Genomic DNA, 15,301 nt, shown 5'->3' on the forward strand with positions numbered 1-15,301 from the left:
TGTTGCTCCTGTCAGCCGTTAAAGGCAGTGGCGATGCCGTTGGCCACGGCGATCACCTGATTGTCAAAGTGGTGCTTGTCGAGCCAGAGGGCGCGAGCCAGTGAGTCGGTATCGTCTGGCTCGCCCGGCAGGTACTGGCGCCGCAGCGCCAGCGCCTGCTCATACGGGTTTGAACCGATAGCCTCGCACCGGCTTAAGAGTTTTTTACCTCGATCTCCACGGTCGGGGCGTACTGATCAACAACGGCCTGAGCCAGCTGGAATGCCAGGCCCGGGTGCGTGTCGAGCAGTCCCTTGAGGGCGGCCTTGTCTTCGGGGTGCACCACCCGATCCAGGTAACGCTTGCTGGGGCCGACCTTGTCATGGGGGGTCAACTCGTTGATGTAGCCGTTGTGGGCGGTCATGTTCGGGGTAAAGCGAACGTCGGTACCGGCAATGGTCAGGGTGATAGTGCGATCGGTCTTGCTCATTTGTGGGCTTCCTGTTGTTGAATAAACCAGTGTGCTTGTGTGTCTATCTGGGCCTGACAGCGGCGCAAGGCACCCTGCAGGACGGGAATAAAGGCCACCGCGTCACCAAAGGTGCGACCGGTGAACGGCGGTTCAGGGCAGCGGGGCATCAGTCCGGCCGGGGGCAGTACCGGTACCCGCTGCACTACCGTTGCCGGCAGTGGGCGGCTTGAGCAGGCGCACAGCGTCAGCAGGCAGAGGCTCAGCAGCACAGTCCGGGCGACCGGGTGCAGGGGTGGCGATCGCAGTGTTAACGGCATCGATATTCCTCTTTGTGTCGCCCTGGATGGCATCCAGCCGGGTGCCCAGGGTTTGCAACAGGGCGTAGGCCTGGGCACGCTCAACGGCCGCCTGTTTGAGCTGGGCCGCCTGGTCGGTGTTGGCCTGGGCCAGGTCGGCGACTCGTTGAGCCGACTGGCCAATCTGTTCATTGGCGGCATCGATGCGCCCGCCCTGCCACCACACCACGGCGGTAAACAGGGCGACCAGTAGGCCGATGGGGATCAATTGCGCTTTCATGCCAGCACCCCGCCGAACTCGGTGAACTTGGCCAGCAGTACCTCAATGGTGTGCTCGGGCTGGTTGTATCCAGCGCCGGGGAAGCTTGCCCAGATGTTGCTACATTTGATGAGGGCCTGCTCGATGCGGCCGGCCTCCACATCTGCCAAGGCATGCTGCTCACGGATGAGTTGCACCGCCCAGGCATCTTGTGAAGCCGGGCCAAAATCGGGCAGGTCTAATCGGGTGCGATAGTGTTGCCAATATTTTCCGAGCTGTTGATAGCGTCCTGCAGCGGTACTGATGAGCCCCGGCCGCACTTCAATTTTGATGTTGGGGTGGGTGGCGTAGCTGTCAAAGAAGCCGCCCGGGTTGACCAGCTTGTTGTAACCGTCATCGCCCAAGCCCTTGGTACCTTCCGAGAAGGCGAGCATGTCCAGGAAGGCGGAGAGGTTGACGCTGTAGGAGCGGGTCATGGGTGTGTCTCCTGATTGATGAGGGCATCAAACTCCTGGCAGGTCTGGGCAAAGCGGGGGGCTTCCAGTTCGACCCCGACAAAGCGGCGCCCAAGGCGCCAGGCTGCCTTGCCGGTGGCCCCGGATCCCATGAAAAAATCGCCGACCACATCGCCCGGGCGACTGCTGGTACGGATGATGTGTTCCATCATGGCGGCGGGTTTCTCACACGGGTGTTTACCCGGATAAGCCTGCACCGAGGGGTAGTGCCAGACGTCGGTAAAGGGCACCTCTTTACTGACCGCGAAGGGGCGACGCAGTCGCGCGTGCTCGCTCTTGAGCTGGTCGTAACTGGCAACCAGAGACTGATACGTTTTATGCAGTCCCTGATAGGTCTCTTTCAGGGCGTCATGAGGGCGGTCCAAGTAGCCTGCCTTGCGCGCAAACAGCGCCTGCAGTTGGGCATATTGCTGTTCACTGGGGAGCTGCCATTGACTGGCCCCAAACCAGTGGCTACTCATGCGGGTGCCGGTGGCCTGATTGATCTCCCGCGCCGTCACACCGGCGGCCTGTTTGGCTGCCTGAAAGTAGTCAATCAGGGGGCGCATCACCTGGCCACGCAGGGAGTGGCACGCCTGGCGGTAGCCACTGGCATCGGCTGCGCCGTGGGCATTGAGCTGCTCGGCAAAGATGACCCGCTCGCTGGCGGGCCAGAAATTGCGCATGGTGGATTTGTCCATCCGGTTCCAGACCCCGGAGGGCTTGGCCCAGACAATGTGGCTCAACACGTTAAAGTGCCGGCGTACCAGCATCTCGATATCTGCATTCAGGCGAGGAGTACAAAACAGATAGAGCGACCCGTTGGGCTTGAGGATACGGGCGAACTCCATCACACACTGCTCGAGCCAATCCAGATAGGCGGTGACGGTTGGCCATTGGTTATCCCAATCGACGTCCTTGACCCGGTAATAGGGCGGGTCGACGGCCACCAGATCCAGTGCATGGGCGGGCAGGGTTTTCAGGTAGTCCAGTGAATCGGCGTTCACCAACTGGAGTCGCTCGTGGATCTGATGAATGGTGATGTTGGCAGCCTTCACGGGGCTTACTCCTTTGTTTTGTTGCTGAGCAGTTGTTTGGCCGCCTCGCGCAGGGTATCGACCCCAAGCAGGCCAATCATGCCGCCGATAAAGCCGCCGGCCTGACCGGGGATACCGAGCCAGGTAAAGCCGCTGCTGGCTGCCAGGGTGATGGCGCCGCACAACAGCATTTCCAGCGTGCGGGCGCGGCCGGTGCCGCCGCCGTAGGTGATGCGTAGCCAGGCGGTCAGCACAGCCAATGCCACGGCGTAGAGCGTGGGCCAGTGCGCGGCGAGCCATGCCGCCAGGCTTTCCCACAAGGCCGAGTCGCGATAGGGCATCGGCTACCCCAGCAGGTGACGGGTGTCGTCATCGGACAGGTACGGGATACCGTTGATGCGCACGAACTCGGGCGAGGTGACCAGCCCCTTGACCTTGTGGGTCAGCGTGCTGCCGCCCTGGGAGTCCGAGTCGAGCAGGTCGGTCATGATGAGCTTCACGCCGAACACCTCGATTTTCAGCTCCTCGCCGCCGGTGTTGGCGTAGAACAGCGCATCGTCGGGTTCCACGCCGCGAAAGCTGCCGAATGAGCGGGCCGCGTCGAGCAGAAATTTCAGGTACTTGGTGGTGAACTCGTATTCAATCTCGGCCGTCACATCGCCATCGACAAAGCCATCCGGCACGCCACCGGTTGAGGCGGCAGCGGTGTTGTCGGTGATGGTGAGGGTCACCTTGCTGGCCTGAACGTCAACCCCGAGCAGGGTCACATCGACGTTCATGCCGGAAATGCGTTTGCTGCCACTCATGCGGCCTCCGAGGTCAAGCTGGTATCGAGGATGATGTTGATGGTGATGCCCTTGGGACAATCCACGGTGCGCACCACCACGTAGATGGATACCCGGGTTTTGCTGGTCCAGGTGATGGTGATATCGCCATCCTTGGGCGGGCTGATATCACCCGGGAACGGCTGGCCGTTGATGGTGGTCACCCGTGACATCTCACGCAGCGGCTTGCCCAACGAGGTGATGTTGGCGGCGGTGGATTGCGGGGTGGAATTGAAGCTGCGGTCCCCCAAGCGCGGGATGGCAATCAGGCGCATCCGGCGGCTGACCTTGTAGGCGACCCGCAAGTTTTCAATTACCTGGTAATCGCCGCCCTCGGCGTCGAGCTGCATGCCATCGGACCAGTACACGCCGTCATAGTCGGGGTACCAGATAGGCACCGAAAAGCGATTGGTGGAAAGGGTCACCAGGGTGGCCAGTGGCAACTCGATGCCATCCATGTCCACCGGGGTGTCACCAAGGCCGACCAGGGCGCCGGTTTTGACCCGACACGGGCTGTCGGCGATGCTCACCGCCCGGTTGCACAGGCGGCCAGCATAGACGCCGGCGAGGTTGGGCCAGAGCATGGGCATCAGTCCCACGGAGGGGGCGGCGATGCCATCCTGCAGGGCGGACAGCTCGGCCTCGTAATCGGGCCAGCCCTGGGCCAGCAAGGTCTCATCCTCGGTGTCGTCTTCCGTCCGGATGCCTGGCACGGCCAGCAGCATAAAGGTCCAGCGCGAGTACGTGGCCAGCAGCTCTTTGTTGAGCGCTTCGGCGGCATTGATGGCGGCCTCGTCCCAAGTTTGTTCGAGCACCACCACGGCTTCAAACGACTGGGTGGCCTGGGCGGTGCGCACCGCGTCCATCCACTCCATGTCGGTGGGCAGCACAAAGACGCCGGCGGTCCAGTTCTGGCCGGCATTGTCGCGAGCGGCCAAAAGGTTGAGTTTCAGCGGGGTATCATCGGTGCCAAGCGCGGTATCAAAATCGGTCTGGGCGTTGACGCTCAGGAGCTTGCCGGCGTTGGTGACGCCGCTGCCGATGAAAAGAAAGTGCCGCTCAATCTCGGCGGTCTCGCCCTGCATCTGGTTGAGGTTGTTGACCTCGACAAAGGGAACGGTCATAGGGACTCCTGTTAATCGTGGGCAATGCTCACGGTGATATCGGCATCTTCTGCCACCCACACTTCATAGGGGGCGACGGCCCAGCGCTGGCCCTGCCAGTGAATGAGACCATCCACATCGGGGACCAGGGAAAGTGGCTCCGAGAAATCCACGGTCAGCTCCATGTCGGCGGTGTGTTCATCAAGCGGGGTGACGGTGTAACCCGGGTCATCAAGGCCGCGCATGTCGCGGTCCACGTCGTGCTCTTGTATCCAGGCTGCCGCCACCGCCAGCAGCATGGCCGGGTCCACGTCACGAAACGGCAATCCCTCTATCGTGAACACCGCCTGATAACTGAGCCGGGCGATGATGTAGCCGCCATCGCCCATGTTCTTGGGCTCCAGCTTGACCGTGCCGCCCTCCATCCAACTGTCGAGCCGCTTGTGCAGACTCTCGGGCAACGCCTGCTTGAGCGCGGCATGTAGGGCATGCAAAAAGGCGCCTTGCTCCGGTGGCGGGGTCATATCAGCACCGCCCCGGTGCGGCGCTTGCCCTTGATAGCCCGGATAGCCTGCTGGCTTTCGGCCAGCAGCTGCTCGCGGGTATCCACGCTGCGCTCATTGAGGTTGTTGGCGGCCTCGCGCTCGGTGACGCTGGCGAACTCCGGCAACATGGCTGCTTTGGCACGGGCAAACACGGCGCTGAGGTAAAGCTCTATCAGTGCGTTGTTGCCGCCCTGGATGCTGATGCCGGGCACCTCCTCTGCGTGCTTGTAGCCCGCCGCCAGCAAGGTGATTTGATGGCTGGCCAACTGCAGGTTGATTTCACTGGCCGCCGCCAGCAAGGCGGCGGTGATGGCACCCGGGTCTTGTTCTGCCGGCACGGCGCGGCGCTTTTCAAAGTCCGCCGCGCTGATGTCAGGCCAAAAGCCGTCATTGGTGATGACGTCTGCGCTGTAAGTGATATCGCCGCCTGCAAACATGCTGATCTCGCCTTAACGTGTCGTAACGAATGGGGCGCCCCTGAAGCCACGAAATTGAGCGCAAGGCGAACCTGGGTTGCCAGGCTCATTCCCGCCGGGGCGCGGTGGCGTGGGAGTCGTTATGTGGACTCAAGTGCCCGCAGGCGCATCGCAATCTTCTGGCGCAAGGTGCCCACCCCAATCTTGCGGTGGGTCTTGTCTGCCAGCGCCAGCCAGTGGTCGGCCTGCTCCAGGGTGGCGCTGTCAGCCAGCGCACTGGGGCGTGGCACCCCGTCTTTGTCTCGAAGCAGCAGGCAGCCGGCCAGCTTGTACCACTTGGCGGTAGCCTGTTCGTTCAAGCGCCACTGTCCGCGTACCTTGTCAAATACCTGGGAGAACCAGGGCTCGACGGCGTGCCCCGTGGCAGCTTGCTCCTCGGCCCAGGCCAACACGGTGTCGGCGGTAAAGTGCGCCCAATCGCGCTTGATGTTGCTCGGCGTGCGCTGGTTCTGCTCGATGGCCAGCAGTGCCCAGTTGATGGCGGTGTCCAGATCGCCCACGTCAAAGGCCCAGATGATCAGCCGTTGAAACAAGGCGTTTTGATACACAGTGCCCTGGGTGGCTAGCGCCAGGTATGACTCGACATAGGGCCGGTATTTGGGCAGCAGCTCGGTGCGTTTCATCGCCACCTTGTCACTGACCCGGGCCAGCGCTTTGAGCCGAACCATGTCCTGCTCCAGCGCGATGAGCTGCAGGTGCAGGCTGTTGGCCACCATGCCGGTGGCCTGGCCGGTCACTGCTGCCTTTTCAGCGGCTTGGGTCGCCATGATCCGCTGTCGATGCTTAAGCGCCGGGGACAACATGGTTAACCCTCAGCGGGCGGTGGCTCAGGGCGCGGGCCAATCTCGATATCCGCCGGCTCGTAGCCTGCAAACGCCTCGTAATCGGGGATCGCGTAGCCTTCCATGCGCCAGTACTGATTATCAAAGCTCAGGGTGTCCTGGTTGTTCTTGGCGCTGCGCTGGCGGGTGCCACGCTGGGTGTAGATGTGCAGGTTTGCCAGGCGGGTGACCACCATGCCGTTGGCCGGGAAGAACGGTGGCACAAAGGCGCGGCGGCCAGCGACTGACTTGGCCAGGTCTTGGGCGGCCTTTTGCTCGCTCGGCTTGGTGGCCTCGCTGTAGAGCTGGTGCTGGGCGGCGGCCATCAGCCCGGAGCCGACCAGTACCACCAAGCCGGTGTCGGTGCGGTGCGCCGGGTGGATAGTGGCATTGATGAGATCGGAGGCCATGGCATCCAGGGTGGCAAAATCCCCTGCGCCATCCGGGTCGAAATAGAGCTTGTCGCCGGCATCGGCGGCCACAATCTGGCTACCGCCGTGCCACTCACGGGCGAGCTGGTACCAGCCTTTATTGATGTCTTCGCCCAGCGGGTTGGTGGCGGGATCGGTGTCGTCGGCGGTCTCGATGCCGTTCCAGCCGATGCGCAGCATGTCCAGACCAAAGGACTTGGTGACAAAGTCATTCATGCGGCGGACAAATTCGCCATCGCTGCCGGCGTTGGCCCAGGTGCACAGGGTGGCCCAGTCGAGCGAGGCGCACGAATCGACCGACACCAGCTCGTAGCTGTCGCCATCCACGCCGAGCTTGCGCTTGAAGCGCCCGCCCTTGACGCGGCCGGTGTAGAGGCCACCTATGCCGGTTTGCACTACCTGGCCTTTGACCTGATCCACATCCACACAGGTGATGAGGTTCAGAAAGTCGGTGGCCTCGAGCAGGGCGTCACGAAAGCTGGTCTCTACCGGATCAGTGACACTGAACAGGTTGGCAAGATCGGGCAGGGGGACGCCGAACGATTCGGAAAGGACCGAGAAATATTGGGTGATGCGCTCGCGGGCAAGCGGGGTCAGGTTCTGTGACATGGTGAGTCCTTAAAATGCCTTGAGCTTGGTGTCTTTGCCGCCAAGCGCGCCCGGGCGCTGGCCCGGCACCTCGGCGGAGAAGGTGTCGATTTTCTGATTGAGGGTGTCGAACTTCTCACCCAGCCCTTTGAGGGTGTCATTGAGCGCAGTGAACTGGGCGCCGTCGTCGGCTTGGTTGTCATCGCCCCCCTTCGCGTCCGGTTTATCCGGATCGGCGGTGGGCACGTCTTTGCCCAGGGCATCCAGCTTGGTGCTAAATGACGCAACCGCGGTGCCCAGGCCTGTGAGGGTGTCGTTTAAGGCGGTGAATTGTTCGTCTTTCATATCATCGGTTTCCTCGTCGGGGACGGTGTGGGGTTCCTGCCGAGTGGACGCTGGGGCGTCACCGGGGCCGGCGAGGAAGCGGAAAAACTGTTGGGCCAGGTTGGGGCGCATCTGCGCTTGGGGCTCGGCAGTGAAGCCGGACAAGTCCAGTGGCATGCTGTGCCCCACTAGGCGGTGGGGGTGCTTGGCGGAAAACTTGAGCATAGTGGTGCCAGTGCTGGCGGGCAGGTCGGTGACCCCCAGCCCGAACAGGTAGGTTTTGCCGGTGCTGGCGAAATTTTCCCAGGGTTCGATGGAGCAAAACTTCATCTGGCCGCGAGAGTTGGAATAGATGAGATCGCGGGTCGGGCTCAGCACGGCAAACAGGGTCATCTTGCCGTCAACGGTGTCACTCTTGAGAGCCTGTACGTGGCCCATGTTCTCGGCGTAGTGGATGTGCTCAGGCCAGAGCTGGGCGCAATAGAACTCGGGGTCGTAGGTCTCGGCCATGTCGGTTATCCACTGCGCCGAAATGAGGCGCCCATCGATGGATTCGCCCTCGGTGGCGATGGCTACCCAGCCGGTGCGCAGTGATGAGTCTGTTGGAGTTGGCACAGCGGCCCCCTGTTGCGTCGAATTGGTGTCAGGTTATCGGGGCGGGGTAGGGGGAGCACTCACATGCGTTCGGGCGATTTCGGATATGGCCCTCTATCCGAACTCATCCGAATGAAGGCGGCGGGATGCGTCAGCCGCGCTCAGTATCATGGCCCTCAGCGATGACACTGAGGGGCGTTCGTGGCCTATACCGAAGAGATACGAAAAGCGGCAAAGCGGTTGTACCTGGCCCGCTGCACACCCCGAGAGATAATGCGCGAGCTGGGGCTGGGCAGCGTGCGGGTGGTATACCTGTGGGCAGAAAAGGGTAGTTGGGCGGCCCTGCTTGGTGATGAGGCGATCGAAGATGCCATTGATCGGCGAGTGCAGGCCCTGCTCAAGCGTGAAAAGAAAACTGCCAGCGAGCTGGAGGAGCTGCACGGCCTTATCAATCAGCACGTCAAACTCAAAGAGCAAGCCGCCAAGCTCAAAGAGCGAGAGGTTGCACTCAACGCCCGCCAACAAGATGAGACTGCGGGCGGCCACGCTACGCAGGCTGAGGGTGGGGGGCGGCCGGGTGAGCGAAAGGCGGGTAAGAAGGGCGGCAAAAAGGCCAAGAACTGGGTAGGTGACCTGGGGCCCGACGATTTTGCCAGCTGGCTGGCCTCGCTCTATCCCCATCAGTTGTATGTGCGGGATGTCAAAAATGATCCGGCCATGCCGCGCACCCGCAACATCCTCAAAGCCCGTCAGATCGGCATGACCTACTACTTTGCCGGCGAGGCGCTGGAAGATGCGGTACTGACCGGCGGTAACCAGATATTCCTGTCGGCTACTCGCGCCCAGGCGGAGATCTTCCGCGCCTACATCATCAGCCTGGCACGTACCTTCCTCGGGGTTGAGCTCACCGGCAACCCGATTGTACTGTCCAACGGCGCCACCCTGGTGTTTTGCTCAACCAGTGCCAACAGTGCCCAGAGTTACACCGGTAATTTCTACGCCGACGAGTATTTCTGGATCCGTAACTTCAAGGCAGTTACCGACGTGGCCACCGGCATGGGCACACAAGCACGCTGGCGTAAAACCTACTTCTCGACTCCGTCCAGCAAGGCCCACGGCGGTTATCGACTGTGGACCGGGGACGACTGGAAGGGCAAAGATCCGGCGCGCCAGGCGATGGACTTCCCGACCGATACCGAGCTGCGCGATGGGGGCCGTGTCTGCCCGGACCGGGTATGGCGCTACATCATGACGCTGGCAGATGTGGTGGCAGCCGGTTTTGACATGATCGACATCGAGGCGCTGCGTGAAGAGACCGCTGTTGAGGTGTTTGATCACCTCTACATGTGCGAGTTCGTTGACGATGAAGCCTCGGTGTTCAAGTTTCAGCACATGGAGCGGGCCGGCACTGAGATCAGCAACTGGAACGACTACACCCAGGGACTGCCCGAGCCCTTTGGCAAGCGGGAGGTGTGGCTGGGGTACGACCCGAGCCGAACCCGCGACAACGCCACCCTGGTGGTGGTTGCCCCACCGCTGTTCCCTGGCGAGAAATTCCGGGTGCTGGAGAAGCATTTCTGGCGCGGGATGAACTTTCGCTATCAGGCTGGCGAGATAGAGAAGATCGCTAAGAAGTTTCGGGTGACGTATTTGGGGATCGACGTGTCCGGTGTAGGAAGTGGGGTCTATGACCTGCTGCAGCCGGTGTTCAAGTCCACCATTACCCCGATTAACTACAACGTCGAGAGCAAGGCCAGACTGGTCCTCAAGATGGTGGACGTGGTCGAGTCAAACCGTATCGAGTGGGATCAGGAAGATACCGAGATCCCACTCGCCTTCATGAGTATCAAGCGCAGCACCACCGGTGGCGGTCAGATGACGTTCAGGGCATCGCGCAGCAGTGAAACCGGCCACGCCGACGTGTTCTTTGCCATCGCTCACGCGGTGGACAACGAGCCACTCGATACGTCGCGCCGGCGTAAATCCACCTGGGCCATAAGCCAACGAGGAACACATGAGCCGCAAACAGCGCTTTCATCAGCGGGCCCAGCGGCCCATCCCATCCAATGTGGTCAGCGCCCGCTCGGCAGTGACCTTTTCTATTCCGGAAATGGTGGATCCCACCGCCTGGATGACCGACTACACAGACGTGTTTTACAGCCCGTGGGGGGAATACTACATGCCGCCGCTCGATCGGCATGGCCTGGCCAAGGTGGCGCGCGCCAATGCACACCATGGCGCCATTTTGATGGCGCGGCGCAACATGGTGTCGGGTCGGTTCATCAGTACCGAGGGCGTGCCCCGAGAGGTGATCACCGCCTTTGTGCATAACCTGCTGCAGTTCGGGGATGGGGCATTGCTCAAACTGCGCAATGGCTTTGGCCAGGTGGTGGGGCTGCACCCACTGTCAGGGTTATATCTGCGCCGCTGCCCTGAAGGGGATTTTTTGATGCTGGAGCGCGACGGCAATCACAAGCGCTACCCCGCGCGGGATATCATCTGGCTGGCGCAATATGACCCGGTGCAGCAGGTGTATGGCCAGCCTGATTACCTGGGCGGGTTGCAGTCGGCCCTGCTCAACCAGGACGCGACGATGTTTCGGCGCAAGTATTTCCTCAATGGCGCCCACATGGGCTTCATCTTCTACGCCACCGATCCAAACATGGACGATGAGCAGGAGGATGAAATGAAGGAAATGATCGCCAGCAGTAAAGGGGTCGGGAATTTTCGCTCGATGTTCGTCAACATCCCCAACGGCAAGCCGGACGGGATCAAGCTTATTCCGGTGGGGGACATTGCGACCAAGGACGAGTTTGCGGCCATCAAGGCAATCACTGCCCAGGATGTGCTGACGGCGCACCGGTTCCCGGCGGCCTTGGCGGGTATTATCCCGGCGAACGGCAGCGGGGGGCTGGGCAACCCGGAGCAGTACGACCGGACCTATGCACGTAATGAAGTGATCCCGATGTGCGAACTGGTGGCAGATGCGATTAACGGGGCGGGCTTGCCGTCTCGGTTGCAGGTCAGTTTCAACCGCAGCCTGGAGGATGTCACTGCTGTGTGAAACCCCAACGGATGGTTATAATCGGGCGGAGTTATCGTCAGGGCGGGGGTATGTATGCGGGTATTTTGTCGGGAGTGTGGCGCGCTGGGGCGTATCACCAAAACGCACCGTCTGAGCCGGGATACATCGGATTTATACTGCCAATGCACGGACGCGGAATGTGGGCATAGTTGGGTGTCACAGATGTCATACAGCCACCCGTTGAGCCCATCGGGGCGCACTACCACGCAGTTGGCCTTGAGTCTCATCAACTCACTTAGTCCGGATGGGCGACAGATGTTACTACAGGGCTTGAATCAAAAATCATAACAAAAAATTCATTCATTTCTGTTTTAAATCAATATGTTATGGTTTTTCTCTTGAGCCGAAAACTTCAGGCGGTATTTATACTGTTGGGTGCCAATAGTCTGATCATCTGTTGACATCACGGTCAAAGATCGGGCTATAATGTGAGTGACGAAACGACAAACCGGATGAGAGAGCGTTTCCCAGCGGTGAAAGCCGTACTAGCGCAAGGCTAGTCGTAAAGTGGTGGCCGGATCTGATATTGGCAATATGCAATATCCAATAGAGTAGTTTTATATATCATTAAGAGTATTGATTATATTAATTTAAATTTTAATCAAGCTTAGTTTTGGGCGCCGAAAGGCGCCCTTTTACTTTTAACGTTTGGTCGAGGTTGGCTTATTCAGATAGACGTTTGTGCATAACAACTGGAATCCAATTCGTCCTAGCACTGCTGGAGCATCGCCAATAGGTTGTTCGGGGTATGCACTTTCTATGAACATGTTTAGATCCTGATAGCGTTTCTCTGCCTGCCCAGCCTTCTTTATGGTAAAAAATAAGTGATATGGTCCAGCTGGGGCATCAACAGCAATACTATGCGTCCAATTACGTCTTGTTTCTGTTTCATGCACTTTAATTTTGGGGTGGTTCATATCGTTAATTACTGAATTTAGACCCATGGATAAATTATGCCTAACAGGGCAAAACACCCGCTCCCTATTGCCTTGGTCTAGCAGTATAGGGAAAGTGTAAGGTGCTGATTGTGCGTCATAAGCGTGGGTGAAACAGTGGTTACTATAGCGAACTCGCACTCGTAGCACTCGACGGGCAGCCTCACTGTTAAAGCTGAAAGTGAATGGTTCCAGATGTTGGAATGAATAGTTTATCCCTCCGGCAATGAGCGGGGGGAAGTAAGGCTGATTGGACACACATTCTCCTGATGCGATAACTGACCGCTCTATTGCTACATCACGACGCGTTACCGCGATACTTCAAGCATTCTACCGCACCAATGGTATCCAGCACATAAGAGACATTGAATCTGATCCACACTTTATCATTTCTGATAACTAGAGTAATGCCTTGAGTGGTCATAACACTAGCCGTGGATGGCCATCTCGTTTATTGAACTCACGACAGTAGCTGCTCTGAGACGAAAGCCACTGTATCGCAGCTGTTGGGGGTCATGACATCTGCTGGCACCCAGAAAAACTCGGCATCGGCCGTCGCCTCTTGCCTAATCTCAATGGGCGGTTGTGGCCACGTGCGCAAATCGACGGTATCGCGCAGTCGGCCAAGCAGGGCGAGTGTTCGCTCGGCGTCTCCATCCTCCAGGACATCTAGTAGCGCTAGGGCATCGTCAGCGCCGGCAGCCGTCATGCTCGCCAGCCAGGCCGCGGGATCGCCTGACTGGACCAGCAGGCCCCGCACATCATCCAGTGTCTCCTGGCGTTTTGCCGCCCGGCGTCTGGCTTCGGCTTCAATCTGATACAGCGATGGTGCGTTTGGTTGTGAGTACGGGTGCCGCTCGGTCACTTTCAGCTCTCCGTTTCGGATACACACGAACCTATCACCTACTCTTACAATTGACCCCCGTCGGATCATGGCCACGCCATCCGTATCTAGCCCCAAATGAAATAGATTTCTCTCACTCAATGGATCCTCTTTAGATCCTTGAAAATCCCCCCGTACAGTTGTTGCCAGAGCTCCAAGGGGGGGAAGGGCTTCGCTTCGCTCGCAAACACTTAACTCGCTGCGCTCGTCCACACCCCAAAACTCGCTGCCCTGGGCCTTGGTGGCGTTCTGTGAGCCACATTTACGCAGCACCCATTCCCCTGTTCGAGTTTGCTGGATAAGGCCGTCAGTGGCCCGCACGCCCACAAGCTTGGTTTGCAGTTCGCCATATTGGTTGTAGTGCTCAGCTAGGGCGGTGCGATGGATGCTCAGGGGGCGTTCATCACGCCGGCAACAGGGGCCGCCCATGGCCTGGGTGAAGTTCTTCCAGTCAACCGCGTCGGCATAACGCCGGCACTCTTCCATGATGGGGCTGGTCAGCGGGGCAACGGGGATCCCCTTGGCCTCTTGCAGGCGGCCAGGTAGGCGGCGCAGTTCACGCCAGATCCCGACCGGCGGGCCTTTCAAAGGCTGGAACTGGCGCAGGCCCCAGAGTGAGGCCCAGGCACGCACCCGGCGGGCGCCTTCGGTGGCGGCGGTTTCGGCTTCCAGGTCGCCCTCGTCGCCGACCCGGTGGCCGTCAATGTTCTTGGCGATGTACTTGACGATATAGCCCACGGCGCCGCCTTTCTCCGGGTCCATCACCTTCCAGTCAAAGCGGGGTGTGATATCGCTATAAGGCTGCTTGCTGTCGGGGTGGCGCTTGCGCACCAGGTCATCCTTGTCATGGCTCAGGGCGTAACGCTGCAGGATACCGATCAGGCGGTGCTGGTGTTCTGGCTTGACCCAGATCAGCAAGTGCCAGTGGGGCGTGCCATCGTGGTGAGGCTCGACCACTCGAAAGCCGAAATAGTCGATGGGGTCTTCCACCAGGAATTCGCCCCGCTGTGACACGTTGCGGTCGAGGGCAGAGCGGCAGCGCTTCCACAGTTCGCTGATGTAGTGCTGTGAGTCGCGAGGGGATGAGCCATCGTGCTTGGGGTTTTCTGTTGTGCTGTCAGTCTTGCCGGCTTGGGAAGCCTTGACCGTCTTCCAGGGGTGAAAGCGGCTCGGCGCGGTCCAGGTGAAGAACAGGCCCACATAACCCATTTCGTCAGCCACATCAGAAAATCCCCGGGCCCGCACCACCAGTTCATGGCGGCGGTTCGTGGGGTTGGCAATAGAGGCTTTTACTGCATCCTCCAGGCTGATGATGATGTCATCCTGGGCGTTATAGGCTTCCATGTCCTTGAGCCAAGCAGCGGCCATCCGCTGGCGCTCAATGAAGGCTTGCAAGCCCTGACTTGATACATAGGCCGAGACCCCCTTGCGCACCTTGCCGAGCAGGATGGCGCAATGCTCGTTGTACTGGTCCCATATCTTGCGCAGGCGCCTGGCCCACCACTTGGGGTCGAGCCAGCGGATAAGGTGATGGGCGATGAAATCGTCGCGGTTTGCGGCCGTTCTGAACTTGGGCAAGCGGGGCAGCATGCCCCAGGCCGCGATCGGTTGTTTGCACACGTTCCACAAGCGGAGTGCCGGTACCTGCTCAGCGCCGAAATCGGTGGTGGCATTAAACAGCCGGGTGACCCGCTCGACGTAGTTGACGGCCAGGCGCTCGCGACTCTCCTTGGTTCGCAGCTGCTCGAGGGGTTCGGGGATCACGTTCTGCACCTGGCGCAGGGTGGTGATGCGGCTCGATAGCCAGCGGTTGGCCTCCTTGCAGATGGCCAGGCCCTTGAGTACATCAGACGCGCGGCGGATGCAGTAGCCCACGAACAGCTCGGCGATCAGGTCTTTGGGCAGCTGTACCCCAGGCCCGCCGTTGGCGCGGGGGATGGGGCGCTCAAGCAGGTCAAGTGCCCAGTCCAGATCGTAGGCCCCCTGGACTCCCACGAAATAGGAACGAATAGCCGCTATCTGGCTATCGAGATCGAGTGCGGCGGGTGGACGGCGGGCAGGCGGGAGGCGTGAATGTGCCAGGGAGCACAGCGCCACGCGGCGTGTGTTCATGATGTTTTTCGCTTGGGCCTTGACGGCCGTCGCCAATTTCCAG

At 60.0% G+C, this 15,301-nt stretch carries 18 protein-coding genes; 3 read left to right on the forward strand and 15 right to left on the reverse strand.

The window, feature by feature from the left end; genetic code table 11:
• Window positions 1-11 precede the first annotated feature (11 nt).
• From ACW5XD_RS16505 to ACW5XD_RS16570, 14 genes are all read right to left on the reverse strand, one after another.
• Window positions 12-179, reverse strand: coding sequence for a DUF6890 family protein (locus ACW5XD_RS16505; RefSeq protein WP_456495822.1), 168 nt, complete (start codon window positions 177-179; stop codon window positions 12-14).
• A 14-nt stretch (window positions 180-193) separates the two neighbouring features.
• Entirely contained in the window at window positions 194-469 is a 276-nt protein-coding gene (locus tag ACW5XD_RS16510) for a putative phage tail assembly chaperone (RefSeq protein ID WP_456495788.1), read from the reverse strand.
• Window positions 466-720 carry an Rz1-like lysis system protein LysC gene (gene lysC, locus ACW5XD_RS16515; protein WP_456495823.1) on the reverse strand — a complete coding sequence of 85 codons (255 nt, stop codon included), beginning with the start codon at window positions 718-720 and terminating at the stop codon, window positions 466-468. Before lysC ends, ACW5XD_RS16510 begins: the two co-directional genes overlap by 4 nt.
• The gene (locus ACW5XD_RS16520; protein ID WP_456495827.1) at window positions 602-1,027 is read right to left on the reverse strand and encodes a hypothetical protein; all 426 of its coding nucleotides are present in this window, start codon (window positions 1,025-1,027) and stop codon (window positions 602-604) included. Before ACW5XD_RS16520 ends, lysC begins: the two co-directional genes overlap by 119 nt.
• On the reverse strand, window positions 1,024-1,482 hold the full coding sequence (locus tag ACW5XD_RS16525) for a glycoside hydrolase family 24 protein (RefSeq protein ID WP_456495789.1): 459 nt from the start codon (window positions 1,480-1,482) through the stop codon (window positions 1,024-1,026). Before ACW5XD_RS16525 ends, ACW5XD_RS16520 begins: the two co-directional genes overlap by 4 nt.
• Window positions 1,479-2,558 (reverse strand): DNA-methyltransferase, encoded by a 1,080-nt coding sequence (locus ACW5XD_RS16530; protein WP_456495790.1) that lies wholly within the window; start codon window positions 2,556-2,558, stop codon window positions 1,479-1,481. The genes ACW5XD_RS16525 and ACW5XD_RS16530 overlap by 4 nt, the downstream gene beginning before the upstream one ends.
• Window positions 2,559-2,563: 5 nt before the next feature.
• Entirely contained in the window at window positions 2,564-2,878 is a 315-nt protein-coding gene (locus ACW5XD_RS16535) for a phage holin, lambda family (protein WP_456495791.1), read from the reverse strand.
• Window positions 2,879-2,881: 3 nt separating this feature from the next.
• Window positions 2,882-3,343: a phage protein gene (locus ACW5XD_RS16540; RefSeq protein ID WP_456495792.1), complete on the reverse strand. Its 462-nt coding sequence runs from the start codon at window positions 3,341-3,343 to the stop codon at window positions 2,882-2,884.
• A complete protein-coding gene (locus ACW5XD_RS16545) occupies window positions 3,340-4,485 on the reverse strand; it encodes a DUF2586 domain-containing protein (RefSeq protein WP_456495793.1) in 1,146 nt (381 codons plus the stop codon). The genes ACW5XD_RS16540 and ACW5XD_RS16545 overlap by 4 nt, the downstream gene beginning before the upstream one ends.
• A gap of 11 nt (window positions 4,486-4,496) precedes the next feature.
• Complete coding sequence (locus ACW5XD_RS16550; protein WP_456495794.1) at window positions 4,497-4,988, reverse strand: phage tail protein; 492 nt, start codon at window positions 4,986-4,988, stop codon at window positions 4,497-4,499.
• Window positions 4,985-5,446 carry a head completion/stabilization protein gene (locus ACW5XD_RS16555; RefSeq protein WP_456495795.1) on the reverse strand — a complete coding sequence of 154 codons (462 nt, stop codon included), beginning with the start codon at window positions 5,444-5,446 and terminating at the stop codon, window positions 4,985-4,987. Before ACW5XD_RS16555 ends, ACW5XD_RS16550 begins: the two co-directional genes overlap by 4 nt.
• A 119-nt stretch (window positions 5,447-5,565) precedes the next feature.
• On the reverse strand, window positions 5,566-6,252 hold the full coding sequence (gene gpM, locus ACW5XD_RS16560) for a phage terminase small subunit (RefSeq protein ID WP_456495796.1): 687 nt from the start codon (window positions 6,250-6,252) through the stop codon (window positions 5,566-5,568).
• A 38-nt stretch (window positions 6,253-6,290) separates the two neighbouring features.
• Window positions 6,291-7,346, reverse strand: a complete 1,056-nt coding sequence (locus ACW5XD_RS16565; RefSeq protein WP_456495797.1) for a phage major capsid protein, P2 family — start codon at window positions 7,344-7,346, stop codon at window positions 6,291-6,293.
• Window positions 7,347-7,355: 9 nt separating this feature from the next.
• Window positions 7,356-8,264 carry a GPO family capsid scaffolding protein gene (locus ACW5XD_RS16570; RefSeq protein WP_456495798.1) on the reverse strand — a complete coding sequence of 303 codons (909 nt, stop codon included), beginning with the start codon at window positions 8,262-8,264 and terminating at the stop codon, window positions 7,356-7,358.
• 180 nt (window positions 8,265-8,444) lie between these two features.
• On the opposite strand from ACW5XD_RS16570, the gene ACW5XD_RS16575 reads away from it, so the two are divergent.
• Genes ACW5XD_RS16575 through ACW5XD_RS16585 form a run of 3 tightly spaced genes read left to right on the forward strand, consistent with a single transcriptional unit; the run spans window position 8,445 to window position 11,616 of the window.
• Complete coding sequence (locus ACW5XD_RS16575) at window positions 8,445-10,574, forward strand: terminase large subunit domain-containing protein (RefSeq protein WP_456495799.1); 2,130 nt, start codon at window positions 8,445-8,447, stop codon at window positions 10,572-10,574.
• Window positions 10,456-11,307 carry a phage portal protein gene (locus tag ACW5XD_RS16580; protein WP_456495824.1) on the forward strand — a complete coding sequence of 284 codons (852 nt, stop codon included), beginning with the start codon at window positions 10,456-10,458 and terminating at the stop codon, window positions 11,305-11,307. The genes ACW5XD_RS16575 and ACW5XD_RS16580 overlap by 119 nt, the downstream gene beginning before the upstream one ends.
• A 54-nt stretch (window positions 11,308-11,361) precedes the next feature.
• Window positions 11,362-11,616 (forward strand): ogr/Delta-like zinc finger family protein, encoded by a 255-nt coding sequence (locus ACW5XD_RS16585; RefSeq protein ID WP_456495800.1) that lies wholly within the window; start codon window positions 11,362-11,364, stop codon window positions 11,614-11,616.
• Window positions 11,617-12,723: 1,107 nt separating this feature from the next.
• Here the strand turns inward: ACW5XD_RS16585 and ACW5XD_RS16590 are convergent.
• Entirely contained in the window at window positions 12,724-15,258 is a 2,535-nt protein-coding gene (locus ACW5XD_RS16590; RefSeq protein ID WP_456495801.1) for a replication endonuclease, read from the reverse strand.
• Between the last annotated feature and the right edge of the window lie 43 nt (window positions 15,259-15,301).

This window comes from Aeromonas enterica (assembly GCF_054052465.1).

Excerpts from the sequence above, each read along its gene's own strand:
- gpM (WP_456495796.1), bottom strand. The coding sequence starts at position 6,252 with ATGGCGACCCAAGCCGCTGAAAAGGCAGCAGTGACCGGCCAGGCCACC.
- ACW5XD_RS16520 (WP_456495827.1), bottom strand. The coding sequence starts at position 1,027 with ATGAAAGCGCAATTGATCCCCATCGGCCTACTGGTCGCCCTGTTTACC.
- ACW5XD_RS16510 (WP_456495788.1), bottom strand. The coding sequence starts at position 469 with ATGAGCAAGACCGATCGCACTATCACCCTGACCATTGCCGGTACCGAC.
- ACW5XD_RS16535 (WP_456495791.1), bottom strand. The coding sequence starts at position 2,878 with ATGCCCTATCGCGACTCGGCCTTGTGGGAAAGCCTGGCGGCATGGCTC.
- ACW5XD_RS16555 (WP_456495795.1), bottom strand. The coding sequence starts at position 5,446 with ATGTTTGCAGGCGGCGATATCACTTACAGCGCAGACGTCATCACCAAT.
- ACW5XD_RS16590 (WP_456495801.1), bottom strand. The coding sequence starts at position 15,258 with ATGAACACACGCCGCGTGGCGCTGTGCTCCCTGGCACATTCACGCCTC.
- ACW5XD_RS16545 (WP_456495793.1), bottom strand. The coding sequence starts at position 4,485 with ATGACCGTTCCCTTTGTCGAGGTCAACAACCTCAACCAGATGCAGGGC.
- ACW5XD_RS16565 (WP_456495797.1), bottom strand. The coding sequence starts at position 7,346 with ATGTCACAGAACCTGACCCCGCTTGCCCGCGAGCGCATCACCCAATAT.
- ACW5XD_RS16550 (WP_456495794.1), bottom strand. The coding sequence starts at position 4,988 with ATGACCCCGCCACCGGAGCAAGGCGCCTTTTTGCATGCCCTACATGCC.
- ACW5XD_RS16585 (WP_456495800.1), top strand. The coding sequence starts at position 11,362 with ATGCGGGTATTTTGTCGGGAGTGTGGCGCGCTGGGGCGTATCACCAAA.
- ACW5XD_RS16540 (WP_456495792.1), bottom strand. The coding sequence starts at position 3,343 with ATGAGTGGCAGCAAACGCATTTCCGGCATGAACGTCGATGTGACCCTG.
- ACW5XD_RS16525 (WP_456495789.1), bottom strand. The coding sequence starts at position 1,482 with ATGACCCGCTCCTACAGCGTCAACCTCTCCGCCTTCCTGGACATGCTC.